25 protein-coding genes are annotated in these 25,111 nt (G+C 42.9%); 15 read left to right on the top strand and 10 right to left on the bottom strand.

Annotation, left to right across the window (positions count from 1 at the left end):
* The first annotated feature begins 47 nt into the window (after positions 1 to 47).
* Complete coding sequence (locus tag ABD772_RS01480; RefSeq protein WP_345100611.1) at positions 48 to 551, top strand: c-type cytochrome; 504 nt, start codon at positions 48 to 50, stop codon at positions 549 to 551.
* A 471-nt stretch (positions 552 to 1,022) separates the two neighbouring features.
* Positions 1,023 to 2,501, top strand: coding sequence for an acetyl-CoA carboxylase biotin carboxylase subunit (gene accC / locus ABD772_RS01475; RefSeq protein WP_345100609.1), 1,479 nt, complete (start codon positions 1,023 to 1,025; stop codon positions 2,499 to 2,501).
* Here the strand turns inward: accC and ABD772_RS01470 are convergent.
* Positions 2,498 to 2,971, bottom strand: a complete 474-nt coding sequence (locus tag ABD772_RS01470) for an NUDIX hydrolase (protein WP_345100607.1) — start codon at positions 2,969 to 2,971, stop codon at positions 2,498 to 2,500. The two genes, accC and ABD772_RS01470, sit on opposite strands and share 4 nt — an antisense overlap.
* Before the next feature lie 61 nt (positions 2,972 to 3,032).
* Between ABD772_RS01470 and ABD772_RS01465 the strand changes: the two genes are divergently transcribed.
* Positions 3,033 to 3,617, top strand: coding sequence for a riboflavin synthase (locus ABD772_RS01465; RefSeq protein ID WP_345100605.1), 585 nt, complete (start codon positions 3,033 to 3,035; stop codon positions 3,615 to 3,617).
* Here the strand turns inward: ABD772_RS01465 and ABD772_RS01460 are convergent, their stop codons facing one another.
* A complete protein-coding gene (locus tag ABD772_RS01460; RefSeq protein WP_345100603.1) occupies positions 3,618 to 4,769 on the bottom strand; it encodes a hypothetical protein in 1,152 nt (383 codons plus the stop codon). It abuts the gene before it with no gap.
* Between the two features lie 101 nt (positions 4,770 to 4,870).
* Here ABD772_RS01460 and ABD772_RS01455 point away from each other — a divergent pair, with 101 nt between their 5' ends.
* A complete protein-coding gene (locus ABD772_RS01455; RefSeq protein WP_345100601.1) occupies positions 4,871 to 5,158 on the top strand; it encodes a hypothetical protein in 288 nt (95 codons plus the stop codon).
* Positions 5,159 to 5,228: 70 nt separating this feature from the next.
* Here ABD772_RS01455 and ABD772_RS01450 read toward each other — a convergent pair whose 3' ends face one another.
* A complete protein-coding gene (locus tag ABD772_RS01450; protein ID WP_345100600.1) occupies positions 5,229 to 5,759 on the bottom strand; it encodes a DUF4251 domain-containing protein in 531 nt (176 codons plus the stop codon).
* Between the two features lie 112 nt (positions 5,760 to 5,871).
* Here ABD772_RS01450 and ABD772_RS01445 point away from each other — a divergent pair, with 112 nt between their 5' ends.
* Positions 5,872 to 6,579 carry a DNA alkylation repair protein gene (locus tag ABD772_RS01445; RefSeq protein ID WP_345100598.1) on the top strand — a complete coding sequence of 236 codons (708 nt, stop codon included), beginning with the start codon at positions 5,872 to 5,874 and terminating at the stop codon, positions 6,577 to 6,579.
* 38 nt (positions 6,580 to 6,617) lie between these two features.
* Here the strand turns inward: ABD772_RS01445 and hscA are convergent, their stop codons facing one another.
* Positions 6,618 to 8,486 carry a Fe-S protein assembly chaperone HscA gene (hscA, locus tag ABD772_RS01440; RefSeq protein ID WP_345100597.1) on the bottom strand — a complete coding sequence of 623 codons (1,869 nt, stop codon included), beginning with the start codon at positions 8,484 to 8,486 and terminating at the stop codon, positions 6,618 to 6,620.
* Between the two features lie 256 nt (positions 8,487 to 8,742).
* Here hscA and ABD772_RS01435 point away from each other — a divergent pair, with 256 nt between their 5' ends.
* Positions 8,743 to 11,532 (top strand): TolB family protein, encoded by a 2,790-nt coding sequence (locus ABD772_RS01435; RefSeq protein WP_345100595.1) that lies wholly within the window; start codon positions 8,743 to 8,745, stop codon positions 11,530 to 11,532.
* Here the strand turns inward: ABD772_RS01435 and ABD772_RS01430 are convergent.
* From ABD772_RS01430 to ABD772_RS01415, 4 genes are all read right to left on the bottom strand, one after another.
* On the bottom strand, positions 11,529 to 12,284 hold the full coding sequence (locus ABD772_RS01430; protein WP_345100593.1) for a copper homeostasis protein CutC: 756 nt from the start codon (positions 12,282 to 12,284) through the stop codon (positions 11,529 to 11,531). The genes ABD772_RS01435 and ABD772_RS01430 overlap by 4 nt on opposite strands.
* Before the next feature lie 47 nt (positions 12,285 to 12,331).
* Positions 12,332 to 13,279: a glycosylasparaginase gene (locus ABD772_RS01425; protein ID WP_425562802.1), complete on the bottom strand. Its 948-nt coding sequence runs from the start codon at positions 13,277 to 13,279 to the stop codon at positions 12,332 to 12,334.
* Between the two features lie 104 nt (positions 13,280 to 13,383).
* Positions 13,384 to 13,737 (bottom strand): hypothetical protein, encoded by a 354-nt coding sequence (locus tag ABD772_RS01420; protein WP_345100589.1) that lies wholly within the window; start codon positions 13,735 to 13,737, stop codon positions 13,384 to 13,386.
* A 25-nt stretch (positions 13,738 to 13,762) separates the two neighbouring features.
* Positions 13,763 to 13,987, bottom strand: coding sequence for a putative signal transducing protein (locus tag ABD772_RS01415; RefSeq protein ID WP_345100587.1), 225 nt, complete (start codon positions 13,985 to 13,987; stop codon positions 13,763 to 13,765).
* 52 nt (positions 13,988 to 14,039) lie between these two features.
* Here ABD772_RS01415 and ABD772_RS01410 point away from each other — a divergent pair, with 52 nt between their 5' ends.
* Complete coding sequence (locus tag ABD772_RS01410; RefSeq protein WP_345100585.1) at positions 14,040 to 14,996, top strand: helix-turn-helix transcriptional regulator; 957 nt, start codon at positions 14,040 to 14,042, stop codon at positions 14,994 to 14,996.
* A gap of 81 nt (positions 14,997 to 15,077) precedes the next feature.
* Positions 15,078 to 15,515: an SRPBCC family protein gene (locus tag ABD772_RS01405; protein WP_345100584.1), complete on the top strand. Its 438-nt coding sequence runs from the start codon at positions 15,078 to 15,080 to the stop codon at positions 15,513 to 15,515.
* A gap of 111 nt (positions 15,516 to 15,626) precedes the next feature.
* On the opposite strand, the gene ABD772_RS01400 is transcribed toward ABD772_RS01405, so the two are convergent.
* Positions 15,627 to 16,961: a dihydroorotase gene (locus ABD772_RS01400; RefSeq protein ID WP_345100582.1), complete on the bottom strand. Its 1,335-nt coding sequence runs from the start codon at positions 16,959 to 16,961 to the stop codon at positions 15,627 to 15,629.
* A 28-nt stretch (positions 16,962 to 16,989) separates the two neighbouring features.
* Positions 16,990 to 17,574, bottom strand: coding sequence for an NUDIX hydrolase (locus ABD772_RS01395; protein WP_345100581.1), 585 nt, complete (start codon positions 17,572 to 17,574; stop codon positions 16,990 to 16,992).
* Positions 17,575 to 17,672: 98 nt separating this feature from the next.
* Between ABD772_RS01395 and ABD772_RS01390 the strand changes: the two genes are divergently transcribed.
* The 7 genes from ABD772_RS01390 (at position 17,673) to ABD772_RS01360 (ending at position 25,097) form a co-directional block, all read left to right on the top strand.
* Positions 17,673 to 19,016, top strand: coding sequence for a DEAD/DEAH box helicase (locus ABD772_RS01390; protein ID WP_345100580.1), 1,344 nt, complete (start codon positions 17,673 to 17,675; stop codon positions 19,014 to 19,016).
* A 111-nt stretch (positions 19,017 to 19,127) separates the two neighbouring features.
* Positions 19,128 to 19,394, top strand: a complete 267-nt coding sequence (locus tag ABD772_RS01385; protein WP_345100578.1) for a hypothetical protein — start codon at positions 19,128 to 19,130, stop codon at positions 19,392 to 19,394.
* Between the two features lie 6 nt (positions 19,395 to 19,400).
* Positions 19,401 to 19,733: a gliding motility protein GldC gene (gene gldC / locus ABD772_RS01380; protein ID WP_345100577.1), complete on the top strand. Its 333-nt coding sequence runs from the start codon at positions 19,401 to 19,403 to the stop codon at positions 19,731 to 19,733.
* Between the two features lie 15 nt (positions 19,734 to 19,748).
* Positions 19,749 to 20,156, top strand: coding sequence for a DUF1129 domain-containing protein (locus ABD772_RS01375; RefSeq protein WP_345100575.1), 408 nt, complete (start codon positions 19,749 to 19,751; stop codon positions 20,154 to 20,156).
* A gap of 100 nt (positions 20,157 to 20,256) precedes the next feature.
* Positions 20,257 to 23,688 (top strand): response regulator, encoded by a 3,432-nt coding sequence (locus ABD772_RS01370; RefSeq protein ID WP_345100573.1) that lies wholly within the window; start codon positions 20,257 to 20,259, stop codon positions 23,686 to 23,688.
* Between the two features lies 1 nt (position 23,689).
* Entirely contained in the window at positions 23,690 to 24,520 is an 831-nt protein-coding gene (locus tag ABD772_RS01365; protein ID WP_345100571.1) for a CheR family methyltransferase, read from the top strand.
* Entirely contained in the window at positions 24,510 to 25,097 is a 588-nt protein-coding gene (locus ABD772_RS01360) for a chemotaxis protein CheB (protein ID WP_345100569.1), read from the top strand. The genes ABD772_RS01365 and ABD772_RS01360 overlap by 11 nt, the downstream gene beginning before the upstream one ends.
* Positions 25,098 to 25,111 lie beyond the last annotated feature (14 nt).

Genomic DNA, 25,111 nt, shown 5'->3' with positions numbered 1-25,111 from the left:
GAACATTAAAAACTATCTGCTACTTTAGTGACTTAAATATGACAATCATGCATTTCAACAAAAAGCTCTTAATACCCGTAGCGTTGATCTCAGGTGTAATTTCCCTGGCATCAATGACGATGATTAACCAGCAACAACCTCAACAACAGCGCGTTGACCCGCCGGTTACTAATCTTAAAGTTTTGCCTAAGAAGCTTACCCACAAAGAGGTTGAACATATTATGGATAACTGGGCGGCTGCTTTAGGCGTAAAATGTGGTTTTTGCCACGAACCTAACACCACCGGCAGAGGAATGAACTTTGCCAGCGACGCGAAACCTGAGAAAAAAATGGCCCGCGAAATGTATTTAATGGCTGCCAAGCTCAATAAAAAATATTTTAAAGGAGAGAAAGACTCATTAGGCGTAGCTAAATTGGGCAGCGTAAACTGCTATACTTGTCACCGCGGTGTTGCGCACCTGGAAGCTGCAACATGGCCTGAACGTAAACGTGGTAATATGCCGCCTCCGGGTAGTGCAAGGCCACAAGGCGGTGCCCCGCAGCAACGCTAATAATCGCCGAACAAAAAAGCCTTACGAATACTAATTCGTAAGGCTTTTTTGCTAATAGTGATAATTATTTTATAAATGAAAATGCTGAGTTGATAAATGAGAATACTGAGTTAATATAAGAGTGTTTTGATCCGTGGGTTTGATCTTGTACCTGCATAGATGTACCTGTATTATTACTTAATGACAAATAACACTTGGTACAGACAATCAATATAATAAATATAGATACTATTAAAAATTGGAAATCTTCTTTGGTTTTGATGTTTCTATCGAACCATGATAGCAGTCCGCGTTTTTTAGACATAAATAGGCAGCATTTATATTTTATTCTTGTGGCGATAATAAATGCAAGCTTAACAAATGTTATCAATAAAAGTTTGATAAATTATCAAATTGTTAACAATTTATTTTTATAACTAATTTATTTACATGCAGTAGTGGTTAAGTCAAATATTTTACATTTGTTTAGATATGCAAAAAATATTAATAGCCAATCGCGGCGAAATAGCTTTAAGAGTAATGCGTTCGGCGCGCGAGATGGGTATAAAAACGGTAGCAGTTTACTCGGCTGCCGATAGGGATGCTTTGCATGTACGTTATGCGGATGAAGCTGTTTTTATCGGCGAGGCGCCGTCCAACCAATCATACCTGTCAGGCGATAAAATTATCGAAGCCTGCCGCATTACAGGTGCTGAAGCTATACATCCCGGCTACGGTTTTTTAAGTGAGAATGCCGCATTTGCACGCCAGGTGCGCAACGCCGGCTTAATCCTGGTCGGCCCGTCTCCTGAGGCTATGGAGGTGATGGGTAATAAGCTGTCAGCCAAAGCGGCGGCCATGCAATATAACATACCGATGGTGCCCGGTACCGAGGAGGCAATTACGGATATTACTGAAGCCAAACGACGCGCTATCGAAGTTGGCTTTCCTATTCTGATCAAAGCTGCCGCAGGGGGCGGGGGCAAAGGCATGCGTATAGTTGATACCGTAGCCGATTTTGAAGAGCAAATGCAGCTGGCTGCGTCAGAAGCAACCTCGGCTTTTGGTGATGGTTCGGTTTTTATTGAGCGATATGTGTCGTCGCCTAAACATATCGAGATACAGGTGCTCGGCGATACGCATGGTAACATTGTCCATTTATTTGAGCGCGATTGTTCGGTACAGCGCCGGCACCAAAAGGTAATTGAAGAAGCACCATCGGGTATACTGACGCCTGAGATCCGCAAAGCTATGGGCAAATGCGCGGTAGATGTTGCGCGGTCTGTTAATTACACAGGCGCGGGTACAGTTGAGTTTATCATGGACAGTGAGCTCAATTTTTATTTTCTGGAGATGAATACCCGCCTGCAGGTTGAGCACCCCGTAACCGAACTGATTACCGGCATCGACCTGGTAAAAGAGCAAATCAAAATAGCCCGTGGCGAGGCTATTAAGTTTAGGCAGGAAGACTTAAGGATAAGCGGACATGCCATTGAGCTGCGGGTTTATGCTGAGGACCCTGCCAATAATTTTCTTCCGGATATTGGCACGCTGCAAACTTATATAACCCCAAAAGGCCCCGGGATACGCGTGGACGATGGCTTTGAGCAGGGTATGGAAATCCCGATTTACTATGATCCAATGATCGCTAAATTGGTTGCCTACGGCAAGGACCGGCCAGAGGCTATCGACCGTATGGTTCGTGCTATTGAGGAGTATACCATTACCGGAATTGCTACTACGCTGGGTTTTGGAAAATTTGTGATGCAGCACGATGCCTTTATCTCGGGTAAATTTGATACTCATTTTGTAAAGAAATATTTTACCCCCGAAGTACTTCAACAGGATAATGAGGACGAAGCTGAAATAGCAGCTTTGGTAATGCAGCAATTGCTTAGTACTGCTAAAACCACGGTTGCTGAGCCGGCCACTGCCCCGTCAAATTGGACAAAGAGCCGGCGCGAATTTTAGTTACTTTGGAGTAATGACTGCAGTTCGTCGATCAACGCTGCTTGCGCAGCATTTAGTTTCATTTTGGCATTATCGATACTAAACCATCCCGCCCGGTCAACCTCCGGGAAGCTGGACAATTTACCTGACCGTGGCGGCCATTCCATCTCAAATAAATTACTTACAATGGTATCGGCATTAATTTCACCTTCGGCGGCCCAGGCATGTACTATCTTTCCGCTTTTTTGTTTGATAGGCGATAACTTAATAAATTGATCAGCAGCGATCTGCTGACCGGTTTCTTCCTCAAATTCGCGCTTAGCTGCAGTTAATGGATCTTCATCAGTCAAAAACTCGCCTTTGGGTATTGACCAATATCCGTCGTCCTTATTCTTAAAAAACGGTCCACCGGGATGCACAAGGAAAATCTCCAGTTGCCGATTTATGTTGCGATATAGTAAAATTCCGGCACTTTGATTAGAGATATGCATACGTGATAGATAAACCTGATTTAATATAATTAGTTTTGCAGCACAAATCTATAAAGGCATTATGTTTACAGGGATAATTGAAACCTTGGGTAAAGTTACTGATTTGCAGCATGAGCAGGGTAATCTGCACATTACAGTAGCGTCGGCAATATCAAATGAGTTAAAGATCGACCAGTCTGTAGCTCATAACGGTGTTTGTTTGACCGTAGTGGCTGTTGAAGACGGTAAACACACCGTAACTGCTATTGAAGAAACCCTGAATAAAACTAATCTTGGCCATCTCCAAACCGGCGAGCCTGTTAATCTTGAACGTTGTATGCAAATGAATGCCCGCCTTGACGGACACATTGTACAAGGCCACGTAGACCAAACCGCTGTTTGTATACAATTTAAAGAGCTTGACGGTAGCTGGGAATACACCTTTGAATATGACGCTACCACAGGCAATGTTACGGTGGAGAAAGGCTCCGTTTCTGTTAACGGCATTAGTTTAACTGTGGTAAACTCGCAGTCAAACAGTTTTTCGGTAGCAATTATCCCTTATACCTATGAGCACACCAATCTGCATAATGTAGGGGTTGGGTCTGTTGTAAATCTGGAGTTTGATATTATTGGTAAGTATGTTGCACGATTGATGAATCGATAACTACTTCCGGCCCAGTTCTGCAATACGTTGTTTGCTGTAATTAATATAGCCTTGCTGCCATTTGTCGGGTTTGCCGGCTATATACTTTTTGTAATACTTTAATGCGTTGCGTTTGTCTCCGAATTTACTGTCGTACAAAGCACCCAGATAATAATAAGTTAGCGGGTCGTCGTTATAAAGCAACGCTTTTTTATAAGTTAACAACGCTGTGTTTAATTGCTTAAGGGCTTCATAGCTATCAGCCATTTCGTTGTAGTAAGTAGCGGTAGCAGGCGATATACTGGCTACCACGGCCTTGTTAAGGTACACAATAGCATTCTTTTGGTCCTTTAATTGTTTATAACAAACACCTGTGTAATAACAGGTGGTCTCATTTTGCTGTGCTTCGGGTAGCGCAAGCAGGGTTTCTAATCCGCATTGATAATTTTTAAGCTGATAGTAGGCTATACCCAATTTGGTGTTGGTAGATATAGATATGTCACCGAGCTTTAGCAGCTGTTCGCCTGTTTTTACTGTCTCTACCCATTTTTTTCGTGCTGAATACAACCTGAGCAGGCTTTGCAGCAACACAATGTTCTCCGGATCGGCAACTAATGCCTGATTGAGCACCTTTTCGGCTTGTGGAAGTGAATCTGATTTAATGAACAGATCGCTCAGATCGGATGCCACATCAAACTCTGTCGGGTCAATATTATTAGCCTTTTTAAGATAGTTTAATTGTCGGGGCTCATCATAGTTTTGGCTGCTGATACCGGCCATTTGCTTGTATACCCAGAAATTGGAACTGTCTTTTAAAATGTATTTCTGATAATAACCTGCAGCCCTTACCGCATTACCACGGCGCAGGTTAATGCCAGCAACATTATACAACGCTATCAGGTTAGTAGTGTCGGTGTAATAAACGCGCTGATAGTAGGTTTCCGCATCGGCAAGTTTGCCTGCCATTGACGCGGTATAGGCCAGGTTCGACAGCTCTCTCACATCAGAAACCGGCTCAGTGTAAATACTCTTCAAATAACTTAAAGCCTCTTTAAACTGTTGGTTTTGATAGTATTGCAGCAATAGGCCGTCGTCGGTTTTGCGAGTTTGCTGCGCTGTTACCGGTGCATTAAATAAGGTGATCGTCAAAAATAGAAGAGATAGATATTTCATACAACTAATTTGTTAGTTTTATCAACTAATATATTAGTTATAAATAAAAAATCCAAATCGGAACGATTTTTGGTTGTGATTAACAAACAACACTATAACTTATGGATACTTTAAAAAAATTTGGGCTGATGGAAAAGATTGTCCATGAATTGGAGGATCTGAAAAATAGCCAGCAGGCGGTTATCGCCAAATTGACGAAAATAGAAGTGGATAATATTGATCTGGGTGATAAACGCCTGGAAAAAGAATTACCAGACATGCACCAGCGGGTGTCAGACAATCTGGATACTATTGCCAGCCTGCTCGGAGATTTTGCATCGCAAACAGATGCCTTCAGCAATAAAAACAATATTAACGCCTTAAAAGAGCAGGAAGCTTTAAAAGCGTAAAGGCAAACTTTATCGTCGTCACTTTAATTGACGATTTTAAAAGGCTCCCTTTGAGGGAGCCTTTTTGTTATCAGTTGGTGAAAAAGCCATCGTATTTTATAATCTTATAATCATCAATAGTTGCGTCAAGCCTGGCGGTTCCGTTGGGTTCTAAATTAAAAACATATTTAGTGATCTTACCGCCTTTAGGCTTGATAGTGATCGTTATGTCACCGTTCTTTTTCTGTTTTACCTGGTAATCGTACGTGGTAGCTACAGCTTTGCTTGGGTCTTGCGCAACCGACGTAGTAGTATTAGCGTCTGTCCCCTGCGTTTTTGTTTTATCAAAGTAGGGCAGATATGATACCACAGAATCAGGCGTAAGCGTCGCATAATAGCCTCCGCCTAATGTCTTATGATTATCCTCAGTACGGTCTGAACTAACCGAGGCGCCTATTTGATTGGCATCCTCAGGCAATGTAGCAGCTTTAGCGGTAAATCGAAATTTTTCGTCGTCGGCCATTTTCTTAATATCCGTAGCCGAATAAGTTTTTTGTTGATCCTGAGCGTAAGCAGCATTGATACTTACGATGGCGAATAATAGCAATAATAAACGTTTCATTTTTTTAAGTGTCAGCGTTAACAAAATATAATCGTCTACTTGAATTACAAATCCGGTAGCTATCTGTTTAATTTTAATTATTATTTTTACAGATAAGTAACCACACACCATTATGACCGTACCCGAGATAATGGCTACCCTGCAACAACACGGCGACGAAGGCATCAAGAAGATTCTTTTGAAGCATGGTGTTAAAGAACCTTTCTTTGGTGTTAAAGTTGAGTACTTAAAAATTATCCAGAAAAAAATCAAGACCAATTACCAATTGGCCAAAGACCTTTATGCCACCGGCAATGCCGACGCCATGTACCTGGCAGGATTAATTGCCAGTGATGAGCATATGAGCAAAGGTGATCTTCAAACCTGGGTTAGCGGGGCACTGTCGAATAATATAGCTGATTATACCGTGCCCTGGGTAGCTACAGGCAGTAATTATGGTTTTGAGCTGGCGCTGGAGTGGATTGATGATGTTGAGGAAAATGTTGTCTCTGCGGGATGGCATACACTGGCAAACCTGGTGTCACTTAAACTGGACAGCGAATTAGATTTAAAAGAACTGAAGATTTTACTGGGCAGGGTTGAAGAAAATGTGCATACCTCGCCTAATCGCATACGTACCGGGATGAATAATTTCCTGATTTGTTTAGGTAGTTACGTAACGCCTATGACCGATGAAGTTATTGCCGCCGCCAATCGTATAGGGCAGATAACCGTTATAAAAGAAGGCACAGCCTGCAAAACTCCTTTAGCAGCCGATTACATTGCAAGAGTGAAAGCTAAAGGCAACTGGGGCAAAAAAAAGAAAACGGTAAAGTGCTGACACTTTACCGTTTTCCAGATCTTATAGCAAGATAGTTGCTAATCTAACTTATCATCTATGTTTTTACCTTTCATAGCGGTGGCAATAGCCTGATCCATTAGTCGTTCGGCAAAGGGGCGGGTAAATTCGTTTACCATATCGATTTGCTTTAAGATAGCGTCTTTATCGCCGGTTGCCAGGATATCCTTCAGGTCTACAATATATTGTTTAGTAGCTGTAAGCTCATCCGCTGATAAATAACTTCCGTTTTTATCTATAAAGCGCTCAATGGTGTAAACCATTTGCTCACCCTCGGTACGGGCTTCAATCAACATGCGTGCATTCACGTCATCTTTAGCGTGAGTAATGCTGTCCATTAGCATTTGTTCAACCTGAGCGTCGGTAATACCGTAGGTTGGCTTTACATCGATTTCCTGTTTAACGCCCGAACGCAGTTCGATTGCCTGAATCTTCAGGATACCGTCGGCATTCAGCAAAAAGTTAATATCCACCTTAGGGAAGCCCGCAGGCATAGCCGGAATGCCTTTCAATTCAAATTCGGCTAACTTCCTGTTTTCTTTGATGAGATCGCGCTCACCCTGGTATACAGCTATTTTCATGTTTACCTGTCCATCCTTCGACGTGGTGTACTGCCGGCCGGCTTTAGTAGGTACTTTACTGTTACGCGGAATGATCACATCCATCAGGCCGCCCATAGTTTCAATGCCAAGAGACAGCGGCGTAACATCCAGCAACAAAATATCTTTACGGTTGCCGGCCAAAATATCTGCCTGTATGGCTGCACCTAAAGCTACCACCTCGTCAGGGTTTACCTGGTCATGGACGGGGCGTTTAAAGAAATCGGCCACCATTTTTTTAACTACTGCCGTGCGGGTTGAGCCGCCCACCATTACTACTTCATCAATCTGGTCGATGGTTAATTTGGCATCGCGTAAGGCATTTTCGCAGGCTGCAATGGTTTGTTGTACCTTAGGCAATATCAATTGCTCAAAGGTGTCGCGGTCAAGTGTGCACCAGATATCGCCCAATTGTTCGTTGAAAAGGCTTTGATGGCTGAATGCTTTCTTTGCTTCCTCCGCTTTTAAGCGCAGGGCCTGAGCCAGTTCGTGGTTGGCCACCAATTCAGCCCTGTTCAGCTGGTTTTTCTCTATCCAGTAGTCAACAATAGCGCGGTCAAAATCGTCACCCCCTAAAAAGGTATCGCCATTGGTTGACAGCACTTCAAAAATGCCGTTTTGTATTTGCAGTATCGATACGTCAAAAGTACCGCCCCCTAAATCGTAAACCGCAATGGTTTTCGTCTCGTCGGGGTTTAAGCCAATGCCATAAGCTAAGCTGGCTGCTGTAGGCTCATTTACGATACGTAAAACGTCCAGTCCGGCCAGTTTACCGGCATCGCGGGTGGCCTGGCGTTGCGAGTCGTTAAAATAAGCAGGCACGGTGATCACGGCACGGTTGACCGGGGTTTTCAGAGCATGCTCAGCACGTGCTTTTAACTCTTTTAAAATCAAGCCCGACAGTTCGATAGGTGTATAAAATTTATCGCCTACGTTTATTTTTACCAGGCTTTCACTATCATCGTCGATAACTTTATAACTGAAAAAATCTTTGTAATTTTCAATGTCTTTATAGCTGCGGCCTAATAATCGTTTAACGGAGAATATGGTATTCCGCGGGTCAGTCACCAGGTAATCCTTAGCTTCATTGCCTACAGTAACTTCGCCATTAGCGCCAAAATGTACCACCGATGGTACCAGTACGCCTTTGCCGGCGTCATTAATCACTTGCGCATCTTTATCCGGATTGATAAAAGCTACCAGCGAGTTGGTAGTACCCAGGTCAATACCTACAATGATCTCCTCTTTTTGCAGAGAGCCGGTTGCCAGGTTGATAGAAATTTTAGCCATTACTAGTATTAAAAATAATGGGCAAATGTAGGTAGTTTTACGTTAGCCCGTGTCATGGACTTATAATTTTGGAGTAGCTTTAGCCGTAATACCGATGGTCGGGAGATTTTATAATAGTCTTGAATACACAATTGGCGAAAAACAAGAAGGTAAATAACAATAAGGTCTTCATGGTGTTACTGTAAAACTTACTAAATTGTTTGAAAACTTTAGAAGCTTCTGTATTTTATGAAATTTTGCCTTAATTAGTCGTAGGATGCGAAAGCCTATCAAATTTATAGTGCCGTTATTATTTGTTGGAGCCGTTGCCCAAGCACAAGTATTTGGCGGCAATCCACCCTCAATCAAATGGCGACAGGTGAACACCCCGGCAGCTAAAGTTATCTTTCCGGCAGGTATGGATTCTATCGGCTCAAGGGTCGCTGACATTATAAGCCGTATTAATCCGGCGGTGCAACCTACTATTGGTTATAAGCAAAAGCAGATCAGTATTTTGCTGCAAAATCAAACGACAATCTCAAATGCTTATGTTGGCCTGGCGCCGTTCAGGAGTGAGTTTTATTTAACCCCCGATCAAAACAGTTTTGAAATAGGCACCTTGCCCTGGGCCGATCAGCTGGCTATACATGAATTCAGGCATGTGCAGCAATATAATAATTTCGACGTTGGTTTATCAAAAGCACTCCATGTAGTATTTGGACAGGGCGGGCAGGCCCTGGGCAATGATCTATCCATACCTAACTGGTTTTTTGAAGGCGATGCCGTTTTTAATGAGACACATGTAAGCCGACAGGGCAGGGGGCGGATTCCCTACTTTTTTAATGGCTATCGCGCACTCTGGGATGCCGGTAAAAACTACAGCTGGATGAAGCTGCGCAACGGCTCATTAATTGATTATGTGCCTGACTGGTATCCGATGGGTTATATGATGGTGGCTTATGGTCGCGAGAAATATGGCGATGCTTTCTGGAAAAATGTAACACACGATGCCGCATCTTACCGGGGTTTGTTCTACCCGATGCAGAAGGCTATAAAGCGCTATTCCGGTCAGGATTTTGATCAATTTACTAAAGCCGGTTTTGACCATTTTAAATCTATTTACTACAAGGACGAACATATCGTTGATAATAGCCCATACGAAAGCCAGGAGTATCCGGTATTTGCAGATGACAGCACGTTGATATACGTTAAAACAACGTTTAAAAATTTATCAGAGTTTATCATCAATCATAATGGTATCGAGCGTAAAATTGTTACCCGCGCGTTGTCTTTAAATAATTATTTTGATTATGCCAACGGTAAAATTGTTTATGGGTCTGTTCGCCCTGATCTGCGCTGGGGCTATCGTGATTACAACGAGTTGAGGCTGCTAGATGTAAACACAGGCAAAGAGATAACAATTACTCATCATACCAAATATTTCTCCCCGTCGCTGAGTAAGGATGGCAAAAACATTGTAGCCGTTAAGGTTGATCCATACGGAGCTAATCAATTGAATATCTTAAATGCCGCCGATGGTAAGCTTATCGTATCTATCCCTAACCGGGAAAATCTTTTTTACACATATCCCAAGTTTTATAGCGATACTCAAGTCATTGCCGCTGTACGTGACAGACAAGGCAAAGTGAGTTTAGCTTTAGTCGATATAGCAACCGGCCGTGTGAAATACCAGCTGCCATTTTCTTATCAGCCAATAGCATTTCCGGCAGTATATGGCAATATGGTGTATTTCTCGGCCAGCTCGGGGATCAATGACCGCTTATTTGCCATGAATGTTGCTACAGGAAGATTGTATACCACCAACCAAACCGGATTAAACAGGTATCAGCCTGCGGTAACTAATAATAAATTGGCCTGGGTTGAATTTACGGCTACGGGTTACAAAATCAGGCAGGTAGCTAACACCCCCGATAAATGGGCTGCGCTGCCTGGCAATAAAATCCCAGGCAGGCTGGCATCCTTCAATATTTCAAGTTTGGCTAAAGATTCGGCAACTAATTTGTTGCCGGATATTCCTAATAAACCCATGCCGGTTACCAGGTATAATAAGGCTTATCACCTGTTTAACTTTCATAGTTTGACGCCCGATTTTAGCGATCCTAACTATACTGTTACGCTCGAAGGCGACAACGTGCTGAATACCTTCCAATCGCAGGTGCTTTTTAACTATAACCGCGACGAAGGTTATAAAGAGTTTGGTTTTGATGCTGCTTACGGCGCGCTGTTTCCATTTATTACGGGTGGCGTTGATTACACGCTGGACAGACGTGCTGTTTATCAAAACACCCAGGTTTACTGGAATGAAAGCGACGTGCATGCCGGTTTGCAGGTGCCACTTAACTTTAGCGCCGGCAGGAATATTACCGGGCTTACTGTTGCTTCCTCGATCCATTTTGCGGCTACATCTTTTCAGCAGACCTTACAGAAAATATTTAATAAATCATACGCGTACCTGAACAATACAGTAAGTTTCAGCAATTTCATACAACAGGCCCGGCAAAACATTTATCCGCGCTTTGGCGAAAGTATCACGTTTAATTATAAAGTTGCTGTAAGTAGTTTAACGGCTACACAAACATTAGTTACCGGTACACTGTATCTACCTGGTTTGGCCACAAATCATAACCTGTTAATTAACGTGGCGCAGCATCAAAAAGGGCAAGAAAATGTGATCAGCTTCTCCAACGATTTCCCGTTTAGCCGCGGTTATACAGCCGAAAATTTGCATGAATTGCAGAAGATTGGAGCCGATTACCATTTCCCAATTGTTTACCCCGATGCCGGTATTGCCAATACAATTTATCTGATGCGGATTCGGGGTGATTTGTTTTTTGACTATACCCATGCCAGATATTTCTATACCCGCACTGAATTAATAGGTTCAGATTTCAGGTCGGTTGGAGGCACTTTATATTTTGATACCAAGTGGTTTAACCAGCAGCCGTTAACGTTTGGGGTGCGATATAGCCATTTACTGGACCGTGATTTGTTCGGTGGTGCCGGACCTAATGTGGTTGAAATTGTATTACCGGTTACGTTCTTTTAAGTATTGAGATCTTCGTTAGCGTTGGCTATTATCGATCTTACCCGTTTGGCATCAGTGACATCAATTGCATATTCATCACCTATGGTACTGCCCATCACAATATGGTCATTGGCGTACTGCATTTTGCTTTGAACCCGCGATTGTAAAGTTCCGTGTATCTCGTTAACTCCGGTAAATAGTACCAGCTCAGCCGCATTGATCTCGGTAACTCCGCTGCCTGCCATGATGGATATGCGGCTATCTGCCTGTTTAACCAGCTCGGCAATAACACGCGAACCCTCGACCGCAGTACTTTTGCCGCCAGAGGTCAGAATGCGTTCAAACCCCAGTTCGATGATATCCTCTAAAGCCTGGAAGTAATCGGCGCACATATCAAACGCGCGATGGAAGGTTGCACCCAAACCGGCTTTTTTTGCCATTTGTACCAAGGTGCGATTGCGCTCTATGTCTACAGTACCGTCGGCGTTTAAAATACCGGTAACAATGCCATCGCAACCTGCGTCGATACAATATTGCACGTCAGCTACCATGGTCTCAAACTCAATATCACTATATAAAAAATCAGCGCCGCGGGGTCGTATTAGTACGTATAATTTGATATTTAATAACTTACGTGCAACGGTGATATGTCCGGGCGAGGGGGTGGTGCCGCCGGCATATAAATTATCGCATAGCTCAACGCGTACGGCGCCGCCTTCCTGGGCGGCTAATGCCGAGGTGATTGAATTTGCACATACTTCAAGAGCGACCATAATATCAACAATTTAATTACCAGCAAATATAAATTAGCGGTAAACGATTAATCTTTTACCGTTTCATAAAAATATTTTCCGGGGATGATCAGGTCCTGTTTTTGGGCATCGCATACGGCATAAGTAAAACCTTTGTGCAATGCATAGGCTCCATACTCTCCTTTTTTGTTGATGGCTAAAAATCCAACCTGTATTTCTTTTACAGTTTCAGGTTTCTTTTTAATGATGCGATGACAAGCCTCTTTGCAAGCCTCCTGCGGAGTATAACCCTGTCGCATCAGTTCCACTACCAAAAAGCTGCCCACGTTCCGGATCACTTCTTCGCCAACACCAGTTGACGTGGCGCCGCCAACTTCATTGTCTACATATAAGCCGGCGCCGATGATCGGACTGTCGCCCACGCGACCATGCATTTTCCAGGCCATGCCGCTGGTTGTGCACGCGCCTGATATATTGCCTTTGGCGTCAATAGCCAGCATACCAATGGTGTCGTGGTTAAACTTGCCGCCCGGCATGTGGTTTTCAATGTTCATCACCGGTTTATACTCGTGCTTAACCAACCATTTTTTCCAGGCTTTTTCTGATTCTGGTGTCAGCAGCTTTTCTTTTTTAAAGCCCTGTTCAATAGCGAATTGCCGTGCGCCATCACCTACCAATAAAACATGCGGGGTTTTTTCCATCACCGCGCGGGCTACCGATATGGGGTGTGCTATGTCTTCCATTGCTGCTACCGCTCCGCAGTTACCCTGTTCGTCCATTATACAGGCATCCAGCGTAACATGTCCGTCGCGATCGGGATAGCCTGCACGGCCTACGCTGTGATTGTGTAAGTCGGCCTCGGGCACCCGCGCTCCGGCTTCGACGGCATCCAGTGCGCGGCCACCTTTTGATAAGATCTTCCAGGCTGCTGCATTGGCGGCTACGCCAAAATCCCAGGTTGAAATAACTATCGGATGATTATTGGCGACAGGCTGATTCAAAACCCTTTTTGCCATTGCAGATGCTGAAAGCGCAGTCAAAGAAGCGCTTATTGAAGATACTTTGATGAATTTACGGCGGTTATACATTTAGGCAATATATGAAAAATGATCTTTTAAATTTATGCAGCGGGTTTCCAAAAAGTGACAATTAATCCACCCAAAACAACCAGTGACCCACCAACAACAATTGGAAGAGAGGGAACCGTTTTAAAAGTGAAATAAGTGATGACCTGCCAAACTACAAACAAAGTGGCTATGTATAAGCCTACTACTTTACCAAATTCGACAGGAGCCAGGTTTAGAAAAAAGCCGTAACCAAATAGTAGTAGTGTCCCTACCAGGCCAAACCCTATTCTCGCTATGCCGGTGTGCTCATAAATGGTTTTACGTATAATGGCATCGCCGCTAACTTCAAGTGTGGTAGCAACTATCAAAAAAATAATTGGATGGATATTCTGCACAACTGATTTCATTATAAATTAAAATAACAGATGGCCGTTATTCGGCCTCGTCAGACTGCGCCAATATCTCCCGGCATTTTTCAAAATCGCGTTCAAATACTTTGATTTTGTAGGCACCAAGGGCATCTGTCTGCAAAGGATAAATATTAGCACCATTTTCATCTATAAAGCAGGATATGCCGGCAGTTTGCAGCTTGCCTAATGCAATTTCGGCTTGCATAAAGTTCATAAAGGTATCGAGGGTTACTATTTTGTCTTCCATAGTATGAGATAATTTCTCTAATGTAAGCAGGTTTTTTTAATTTGGCGGTATCATGAACCGTATTGACCGTATATCGGCTATTTTGATCCAGTTGCAATCGCGCAGAGTGGTAAAAGCTGCGGATATCGCCGAACGTTTTAATATCAGCCTGCGTACTGTTTACCGGGACGTAAAGACTTTGGAAGAAGCCGGTATCCCGCTCATCGGCGAAGCCGGAGTAGGATATTCTATTATGGATGGTTATCGTTTGCCGCCGGTAATGTTTACCAGGGAAGAGGCTACAGCCTTTTTGACCGCCGAGAAGTTTGTTGAAACTTTGACCGATGCTGCAACCGCCACTCAGTATAAATCGGCTATGTATAAGGTTCGCGCCATACTGAAAACTACTGAAAAGGACATGTTGGAAAGCATGGACGACAGGATAGAGGTGATCAAAGGTGTACACATTCCTGAAATGGCGAACACTGATCATATCCAAACCGTTCTGCATAGCATTTCGCAAAAGCAGGTATTGTCGCTAAATTATTTTGCACAGCATAGCCAGGAACATACTAAGCGTTATGTCGAGCCCATAGGTATATTTTTTATGAGCGGCTTCTGGCATTTGATCGCTTATTGTCGCCTACGAAAAGATTATCGCGATTTCAGGGTCGATCGTATTAAGAACCTGTTAGTTACCGACGAACATTATACTGACGAACATCCATCGCTCAAAGATTATATCGCCCAAAAAACAATAGAGAAGGAATTGGATGCGGTAGTGATTCTGGTGGATAAAAGTGTGTATCCACACCTGGAGCATCAAAAATATTACAGCGGATTTATTTCTGAGAAATCTAAGGGCGACGGGATAGAGATGACTTTTCTGACCAGTTCATTAGAAGGTTTTGCCCGTTGGTACATGATGTACGGCGAAAATGCCGAGATCGTAAGTCCGGATAGCCTGCGCGACCGTGTGCGTGAGCTTACCGAGCGTTTAATGCAACGTAATTTTTCTGTAAGCTACTGACACAAGGTTGTCATTAATGCTTGTTTTTTTGTGAACAGATCAACAAATTATCTGTTAAACTAAAACGCTAAATAACTCGTTATGACAAACATCAGTTCAAAGACAAGCCTCACTATCCATGCACCAGCTGCCCTGGTTTGGAAAGCATTAACCGATCCTGAAATCGTAAAACAGTATTTTTTCGGTACCAATCAGCAATCCGACTGGCAACAGGGAAGCACCATTACCTGGACCGGCGAATGGGAAGGCAAAACCTACCAGGATCATGGTAAGATACTTGAAATTACCCCCGGAAGCTACGTGAAATACAGCTATTGGAGCAGTATGGGCGGCACTGAAGATAAGCTTGAAAACTATCAAAATGTAAGTTATATTTTGAATGAAAAAGATGGTGTTACTACACTGGAGATTGGGCAGGAAAATATAAAAAGCGAAGCAGCCAAAGAACACTCAGAACAAAACTGGCAGGGGATTTTCGGTAAGATGAAGGAGATGGTTGAGCGTGGGCAGGTAAAGTAATTTTCCAATTGTCATCCTGAGCGATAGCGAAGATCTGAGAACTATTTAACCGCCGCTCAACAGATTCTTCGCTATCGCTCAGAATGATAAAGTTATTAGAGTATATTGGGTTTAGCGTTCAAAGCTCATTCGCTTGCCGCTAACGTCGCTTATAAATTTACCCTCGCTCCAGGCCAGGTTGCCTGATACGATGGTGTGTTTAACAGACGATCTGAAAGTAGCACCCTCGAACGGACTCCAGCCGCATTTGTAAAGGATATTGTTTTTATTTACCTGCCAGGGCTGGTTGAGGTCGACAAGCACCATGTCGGCAAAGTAGCCTTCACGAATGAAGCCGCGTTTTTCTATCTGGAAACAAATGGCAACATTATGCGCCATTTTCTCGGCGATTTGCTCTAAAGTTATTTTTTGATGATGATAAAGTTCAAGCATAGCCACCAGCGCATGTTGTACCAATGGCCCGCCGGATGGGGCTTGCAGATAAGGCTGTGACTTTTCTTCGATAGTATGCGGGGCATGGTCTGTCGCAATGACGTCTATACGGCCATCTAACACAGCCTGTAAAATGCCGTCACGGTCATGCTCAGTTTTTACTGCCGGGTTCCATTTGATAAAATTGCCTTTTGTTTCGTAATCCTTATCGCTGAACCACAAATGATGTATGCAGGCCTCAGCAGTAATGCGTTTGTCTTTTAACGGTGTCGAGTTATCAAAAAGATGCGTTTCTTTTTCTGTCGATATATGTAGAATATGTAACCGTGTATTATGTTTTTTTGCTAACGCGACAGCCATCGACGATGATAAATAGCAAGCCTCCTCGCTGCGAATAACAGGGTGCAGCCTAACGGGGATATCGTCGCCCATTAGTTCGCGGTAATGAGCCAGGTTGTGTTTGATGGTGGCTTCATCTTCGCAGTGGGTAGCAATAAGCATTGGTGCCTGAGCGAACAAGTGTTCAAGGGTTACGGGGTTATCAACCAGCATATTGCCGGTTGATGAGCCCATGAAAACCTTGATGCCGCAGACATTCTTGCCATCGGTTTTCAAAACTTCGTCCAGGTTGTTGTTTGATGCGCCCATAAAGAACGAGTAGTTAGCCAGCGAGGTTTGCGCGGCTATCTGGTATTTATCCTCTAACAATTCCTGCGTCAAAGTATTAGGCACGGTGTTAGGCATCTCCATAAATGAAGTAATACCCCCGGTCACCGCCGCCCGGGATTCGGTATAAATATTAGCTTTGTGCGTTAACCCCGGCTCACGAAAATGCACCTGGTCGTCAATAGCGCCAGGTAAAAGATACAAACCTTCTGCATTAATAACGGTAGCTGCCTGCGCGTCAATCTGTGGGGCAATCTTTTCAATCAGACCGTCTTTTATCAGGATGTCGGCTACAAATTGTTTATTTTCGTTAACTACGGTTGCTGCTTTGATGAGGATGGATGCCATGCTGCAAATATACAATGCAACGGCTACACTACCGTTTATCCAATTCAAAAATATCCGGATAAGCCAAAGCAGCTTTCAGAATAAAGTTTAGAGAGTCGGTTACCCAGATATCGCCATTAATGGCCATTTTTAAAACCTCGGGCGCGGGTTGGGTAATTATCAAAATATCCTCGGTTGGATCCAATTTTTGCTTTGAATTAAATTCGGCATCAAACAAAATAAAACCATAAGTAACCTGATTAAGCTTAGTTGGATTATTAGCGATCTTTCCTAAAGATATCAGCTGATCTGCAGTTGCGCGAATGCCGGTTTCTTCTTCCAACTCATTCAAAGCTGATTCGATGATCGAACGATTTTTTTGCTGCATACCTCCCGGTAGCTCGGTCAGTACCTGCCCCAGCGCATGTTTATATTGTTTTACCAGCACTACTTTCCTGTCTTTGGTTACTGCTAAAACCTGTACCACGTCGCCCATCGGAGAATAGTAATAGTCGTCAATGATTTTACCGTTGGCCAACCTAACGGTGTGTTTTAACACCGGGAACCACCTGCTCGGCGATACATCCTCTTCATTAATTAAAGTCCATTTCTTTATTTCTCTGTCTGGTTGCATAGCGATAAAATTAGCGCTTTTATGCCAAAATTCACTAACCGGAAACCTTTCATCTTTGAGGTTTCGCCTTTCCCCTCAAAGAAAACTATCTTTGCGGCATGGCAGCAACTTTTGAGGATTTTAAATTTAACCGGCAAATTTTAAACGCCATTGCCGATGCGGGGTATACAGCCCCGACTCCTGTGCAAATCAAAGGCATCCCGCCAATTATGAACGGGCAGGATGTAATGGGCATTGCGCAAACAGGTACCGGTAAAACTGCGGCTTATGTGTTGCCGATAATTATGCGGTTAAAATATGCACAAGGCCAACATGCCCGCGCGTTGATAGTAGCACCAACACGCGAACTGGCCATGCAGATTGAGGACAATGTGAAGGCCTATTCAAAATATACAGACTTACGTATTGTTTCAGTTTATGGCGGATTAGGACCTAAAACGCAGATAGAGAATATTACAAAAGGTGTCGATATCATTGTAGCTACACCGGGCCGCTTTATGGATATTTACCTGGCCGGGCATATTGTTACTAAAACTCTGCAGGTGCTGGTACTTGATGAGGCTGATAAGATGATGGACATGGGTTTTATGCCGCAGATAAACCGCATCCTGGAAGTGGTGCCGGTTAAACGGCAGAATCTGTTATTTTCTGCAACGATGTCTGAAAAGGTGCATCAGTTATCGGCTAATTTCCTGGAGTTTCCTACGTTGATCGAGGTTACGCCCCAGGCTACTCCTGCCCAAACCGTTGAGCAAAGGGTATATCATGTACCCAACATGAAAACCAAGATCAACTTATTGCGTGAATTACTGAATGATGAAGGTGATATTACCAAGCTGATGGTTTTTTGCAAAACCCGTACCGCTGCCGAGGACGTGTACAAATTTCTGTTGCGCAAGTTTGGCGAGGAGCAGGTAAAGGTACTGCATGCCAACAAAGGGCAGAACACGCGCATTAACTCCATGAATGCCTTTAAAAATGACGAAGTCAAGATACTGGTTGCAACCGACGTGGCGTCGCGGGGCATCGACGTAAGCGATGTTAGCCATGTAATTAATTTCGATGTGCCGGTGGTAATTGAGGATTATGTGCATCGTATCGGGCGTACCGGGCGTGCGCTGCAATCGGGTGTAGCCATTACTTTCTGTAATCCGGCCGAAGAATACTATCTCAATAAAATACAAAAACTGATACGCCAGACCATTCCTGTATTTGATATTCCTGCCGGGGTATTTGTTGAGGAAACGCCATATGAAGAACGCCAGGATCAGGCAAAAGAGATCGATATGCAAAAACGGCGGGAAAACCCTGAGTTTAAAGGTGCTTTCCACGAAAAGAAGACCGTCAATCAGCGCAAGAAGTTCGATGCCGAAAAAGCGAAACGTGTTGGGCATGTAGGACAGCCTAAGGGCAGGGGCAGAGGAGCGAAAAAGAAGAGATAAAGCCCCCTCTAAATCTCCCCCGGTAGGAGAGACTAATAATAAAACTTATAGAAGAGTCCTTTAAAAATCTCTCCCTACCGGGGAGGGCTTGGAAGGGGCCAATTAGCATTAATGAAAATAAAAATCACTCCGCTAAATTTCGCAACTGCGTTCTTTCTGTTCCTGTTCGGGTATACATGGATATATGGAGCGGCTGTTACCGGCTCGAGATATCCGCATTTGAGCGGGGCTATCAGTCTTATTTTCCTGCTGTTTGCTTTCGTAGTGTCATTTATGGATATAATGTTCCGTAATTTCTTTCCGGACACCAAAAAGTTATGGCTGATTGAGTTAAGCTTTATAACTTTGGCCGCAATAATTTTTTTACTTGTTAAATAACCATAAATGAAAACTGCCGAAATAAAAGTTACTGTAGAACTCGACGATAATAATGTTCCTGAAAATATTCTTTGGGAATCAACCGATTCAGCCAATAAAGAGGCTGTGCCTGTAAAATCAATGATGCTGGCGCTGTGGGATCATAATTATAAAAATGCCTTGCGTATTGATCTATGGACAAAAGATATGTCGGTAGACGAAATGAAGATCTTCTTTTTCCAAACCCTGATGACTATGGGCGACAGTTTTTTACGTGCTACCGGCGAAACAAACATCATTGAAGACCTGCGTGATTACTGCGACCACTTTGCCGATAAAATGCAGATACCAAGATCATAATTATAATATTTCCATATGCGCTTACCCTCATTAGTATCATTTATCGGGTTTGTATTGTTAATGGCGGGCACATGGTGCCCGCTGCTGCGCCCGTTCCATTTATTTAATATGGATGTTTACGATTTGAATCGTCCGTATGGTATGGTGATTTTATTAATAGCTGTAGTGGGTATTTTAGGCGTAATACTAAACCGTAAACAGTTGGTGCGTTTAACCGGATGGCTATCTTTTATATTGGTGCTACTGTTATTTGTTGCCGCTTATATGAAGGTTCATACCAGCTTTAGCTTTTTGCCATTTAAGTCTATTGCCGGGTTTTTGGCCAGGCAAATCAAATTTAAGTGGGGGTGGTATTTATTATTCGCAGGGCCGTTGGTTGCCTTAGCCGGATCGATGGTGAAAACCTCAAAGTATTCGCGATAGCTCTAAATGTTGAAAAAGTGGTACAACAATAGTTAATTAGCGTTGTTTTAGAGCCTTTGGTTAATAATTCAAATAGTTTTTTTGTGCAAACTTATCTTAAATGATCAAATTATCTTTCCGAAACCAGGTGCTTATCGGTTTTGCCGTTTCCATTGTATTGGTATTTGTTGTTGGGTTTTTATCCTTTAGCAGTATTACGCAACTTGAAGATGATACCAATATGGTTGCTCACACTCAAAAAGTGATCAAAACATCGGATAATTTATTACAGCAATTAATTGATGCTGAAACCGCAATGCGTGGTTATGGAGCAACTGGAAAAAAGGTTTTTTTAGGGCCATATAATGCTGCGGCACCTAACATTCATGTAGCTCTTGAAGATATGCGGTCTCTTATTCCGGATAATCCTCTTCAGGTAAAACGCGTGGAGGCTTTAACCGAGCTGATAAACTCTCAGTTAAATGTGTTAAAAACAAACATAGAAGCGCGTTCAACCAAAGGTTTAGAATACATGGTGGCAAATAATTTATTTGTTGCCGGCAAACAGAACATGGATTCTATTCGTCATGTATTATCGCAAGTAAAAGATACAGAAAATCAACTATTGGCCCAGCGTAAAGCCAGTTCACAGCAGGCATCTACAAATGCTATTATATTTATTGGAGTTGGCTGTACTATATTTTTGGTGATCATTATCGTGCTTTTCTTTTATATACAAAGAACATTTGCCGAGCAAAAAAAGATAGAAGATGAGATTAAGATAGCCAATGTTGAGTTAGAAAAAGTATTGGCAGAAAATGAAACCCAAAATTGGCTGCTTACCGGAACCGGTAACCTAAATGAGAAAATGCAAGGCCAGCAAAGCGAAAAAGAGCTTACCCAAAATATCCTGTCAGAAGTAGCCGGCTACACCAAGGCCTTAACGGGTACTATTTATTTGCATAATGAAAAAGAAGGCCGTCTTGATTTTTATTCAAGTTATGCATTCTCAGATCCTGTTTATATCAAACAAACTATTGCTTTGGGCGAGGGTTGGATAGGTGAGGTTGCACGCAGCGGCAAATCAGCAATAGTTAAAGGAAAACTGAACAATAAACTTGAACTGCAGTCATCTGTATTGTTAGATAGCAATGTTGAAAGTTATATTCTTCCATTCTTTTTCGACAAAAAATTAAAAGGTGTAATAGAGGTTGCTTACCGCGATCTGATTAATGATCAGGTTAAAGATTACCTCGGACTTGTCAGTAACGATATCGGTATTTCTGTAAATACGGCGCAGGCACGTACCATTATGCACGACCTGTATGAAGAAACGCAACAACAAGCCGAGGAGCTGGCCGCGCAGCAGGAAGAAATGCGCGTTACCAATGAGGAGCTGATGAACAAAACCGAAATGCTGGAAGCATCAGAAGAAGAGCTGCGTGTGCAGCAGGAGGAATTGCGTACCATCAATGCCGAGTTAGAGGAAAAAGCCAGCTTACTGGAAGAGAAAAACCAGGCTATTGAAGAAGCCCGGGCAGCAATCAACACCAAGGTTGAAGAGCTTGAAACTACCGGAAAATATAAATCTGAGTTTTTGGCTAATATGAGTCATGAGCTGCGTACACCATTGAATAGTATCCTCGTGTTGGCGCGGATATTAAAAGATAATAAACCAGCTAACCTTTCTGAAGATCAGATCAAATATGCCAGTGTAATATTCAACGCAGGTAATGACCTGCTGACGCTCATTAATGATATTCTCGACCTTTCTAAGATTGAGTCGGGCAAACTGGAGATACAAAATGAGGATGTCAGAATATCAGATATCCTTACTGATATAGAAAGCCTGTTTGCCGAGGTGGCGGCCAATAAGCAAATACGCTTTACCACCAGCATAAAAAATGCGCCCGAAACTATCTTTACCGATAAGATGCGGGTAGAGCAGGTAATTAAAAACCTGCTGTCAAATGCGTTTAAGTTTACCGCAGAGCAGGGCGCCATTGCCATTGCCGTTGATGCAGGCAAATCACCGCAAACGGTTGCCTTCTCTATTAAAGATACCGGTATCGGTATCGCTTCTGATAAACAGAAGGTTATTTTCGAAGCCTTTCAACAAGCAGATGGCTCAACCAGCCGTAAATATGGTGGTACGGGCCTGGGTTTATCTATCAGCCGCGAGTTAGCATCATTACTGGGCGGCGCCCTTACCTTGCGCAGTAAACAAGGCGAGGGTAGTGAGTTTATACTAACTATTCCGGTGCAGGCTAAAGCTGCCGCAGGTGCTGAGAATGACCGGGTGCCAACCGTAGATAGTTTTACTCCGGCTAAAATGGCCTTTAAACCGCTGCCGAAACCGGTACGTAAATTTGATCGCGATCCATTGGTAGTAATTGTTGAGGATGATAAAAATTTCGCTACAATATTACAGGACTATTCGCACGATCACGGTTATAAATCGGTGATTGTCAATGAGGGAACTGATGCAATACAGATTATAAAAGATAACCAGCCAGATGCGGTAATACTGGATATTATGCTGCCTGGCAAAGATGGCTGGCAGATATTGAAGGAATTAAAGCAAGATCCTGAAACATCAGATATTCCGGTGCATTTAATGTCGGCTGGCGATGCTACAGCTAACCGAGTGCGTAAAGAAGGTGCCATAAGCTTTTTGAAAAAACCTATAGACACCAGAGCACTTGATAAGTTATTTGGCGATATTATGGCTAATAGCGGTACTCAGTTCAGGCAGATCTTGTTGGTTGAAGACCATAAAGCACAAAGCCAGGCTTTGAAAGATATGATGCAGGCCAACGGCATCACGGTCGATCAGGCGTTTGACGGCACGTCAGCTTTTCGTTTGCTGCATGAAAATGAATACCAATGCGTCATTTTGGACCTTAATTTGCCGGATATCTCAGGATTGGATTTATTAGACAAGATCAAGGAGGTTGAGCGTTTCTCATCCTTGCCTGTTATTATTAATACGGCTATGGAGCTTGATAAAACATCCGTAAGCAGACTGATGAAATATGCGAATGCGATGGTTGTTAAAACAAATAAATCATCAGACAGGTTAATTGACGAAGTAAATCTGTTTTTAAATAAAATAAGCACTATAAAGCCGCAACCGGCTACAAGGATAACAAAAGTCATGACGACAGGAAGTGAAGGCGTTAAAGGCAAAAAAGTATTGATTGTAGATGATGATATGCGTAACATCTTCGCATTAAGCAGCGCCCTGCAGGGTTATGATATGAATGTCGAGATAGCTAATGATGGCGAAGAAGCCTTAGAGAAGCTGAATGAGATTTCGGATATTGATATTGTGCTGATGGATATTATGATGCCTAAAATGGATGGTTACGAAGCTACCCGCATTATACGTAAACAAAGTAAGTGGGCCCGCTTGCCGGTTATTGCGCTTACTGCAAAAGCCATGAAGGATGATCGCGAGAAATGTATTGAGGCCGGTGCTAACGACTATATCACCAAACCGGTAGATATGGACCGTCTGATGGCGCTAATGCAGTTATGGCTAGATAAATAATATGCATGCTGCTGCCGAAACCATAACTAGCCCCCAGATAACTGAGATCATTGATCTGGTAAAAAAAATATATGGCTTTGATTTTAGCAGCTACACCAAGGCTTCGTTAAAGCGCAGAGTTACACGCATAATGCAGTTGAAGAAACTGCAATTTTATGACCTGAAACACGTGCTGGTTAATGACAAAAATTTTTTCCAGCATTTTTTAGAAGAGGTTACCGTGAACGTAACCGAAATGTTTCGCGATCCAAGTTTTTATAAGGCTTTTAATGACCAGGTTATTCCTTATTTGTCGTCATACACGCATAGTAAAATATGGTGCGCTGGCTGTTCGTCTGGCGAGGAGGTTTATTCGATGGCTATTTTATTGCAGCAAGCAGGCATCCGTAAAAAATCATTCATTTATGGTACTGATATTAATACCGAATGTTTAAAAGAGGCACGCAAAGGTATTTATAGCCTGCGTAAAATAAAAAGTTACTCAGAAAACTATCAAATGTCCGGGCTTGAAGGATCATTAACCGACCATTTTACTATCCTGTACGACGCGGCTACAATACATAGCGAATTGAAACAAAACATATTATTTTCGGTTCATAATCTTGTGTCAGACAATGTATTTAATGAATTTCAATTGATAACTTGCCGTAACGTATTTATCTATTTTGAAATAACTTTGCAGGAGAGGATACTTGACCTTTTTTACAAGAGCCTTACCCCGCTTGGTTTTTTATGTCTGGGATCAAAGGAAGCCATCCGATCAGATTTTTTCAAAAAGAAATTTAAAGTCATCAACCAAAAGGAAAATATATATCAAAAAATTGGCTCTTGATTCGCATATCATTGAACGTTGGCGTAGCTCGGAACTGCTGTTGCTGGGGGGCTCTGCAGGCTCGTTTAAGTCCATATATAGTGCGGTCAAGGTATTTCCCCCTACACTTAATAAAGCAGTGCTAATTATCATACATCGTAAAAAAAACTTTTTCAGCGAAATTGAAAAACTATTTGCTCAAAATAGCCGTATGTCGCTGCGCGAAGTTTGTGATAAAGACGTAATCAACAACAATACCGTTTATATCGCGCCTGCCAATTATCATACCTTGATTGAAAAAGACAGATATTTTAGTTTAGACGTGTCTGATGCGGTTTGGTACTCAAAGCCTTCTATTGATGTCGCTTTTGATAGCGCTTCTGATATATATTGTGAAAAGTGTACTGCTGTGCTTTTCTCCGGGGCTAATCCAGACGGCGCGGAGGGGTTGCTCAAATTACGTCAAAACGGTGCGCTCACTATAGCTCAGAGCCCCCAGGAGGCGGAAATGCCGGAGATGCCACAAGCCGCAATTAATATGGATGCTGCACAATATGTGCTGGACACTAAACAAATTCTTGAGCTTTTTCAACTATAAAATATACGCACTAA

Source organism: Mucilaginibacter panaciglaebae (assembly GCF_039539265.1).
Lineage (GTDB): Bacteria > Bacteroidota > Bacteroidia > Sphingobacteriales > Sphingobacteriaceae > Mucilaginibacter > Mucilaginibacter panaciglaebae.
The sequence above is the reverse complement of the archived record's forward strand: the minus strand, read 5'-3'. Positions and strand labels throughout refer to the sequence as shown.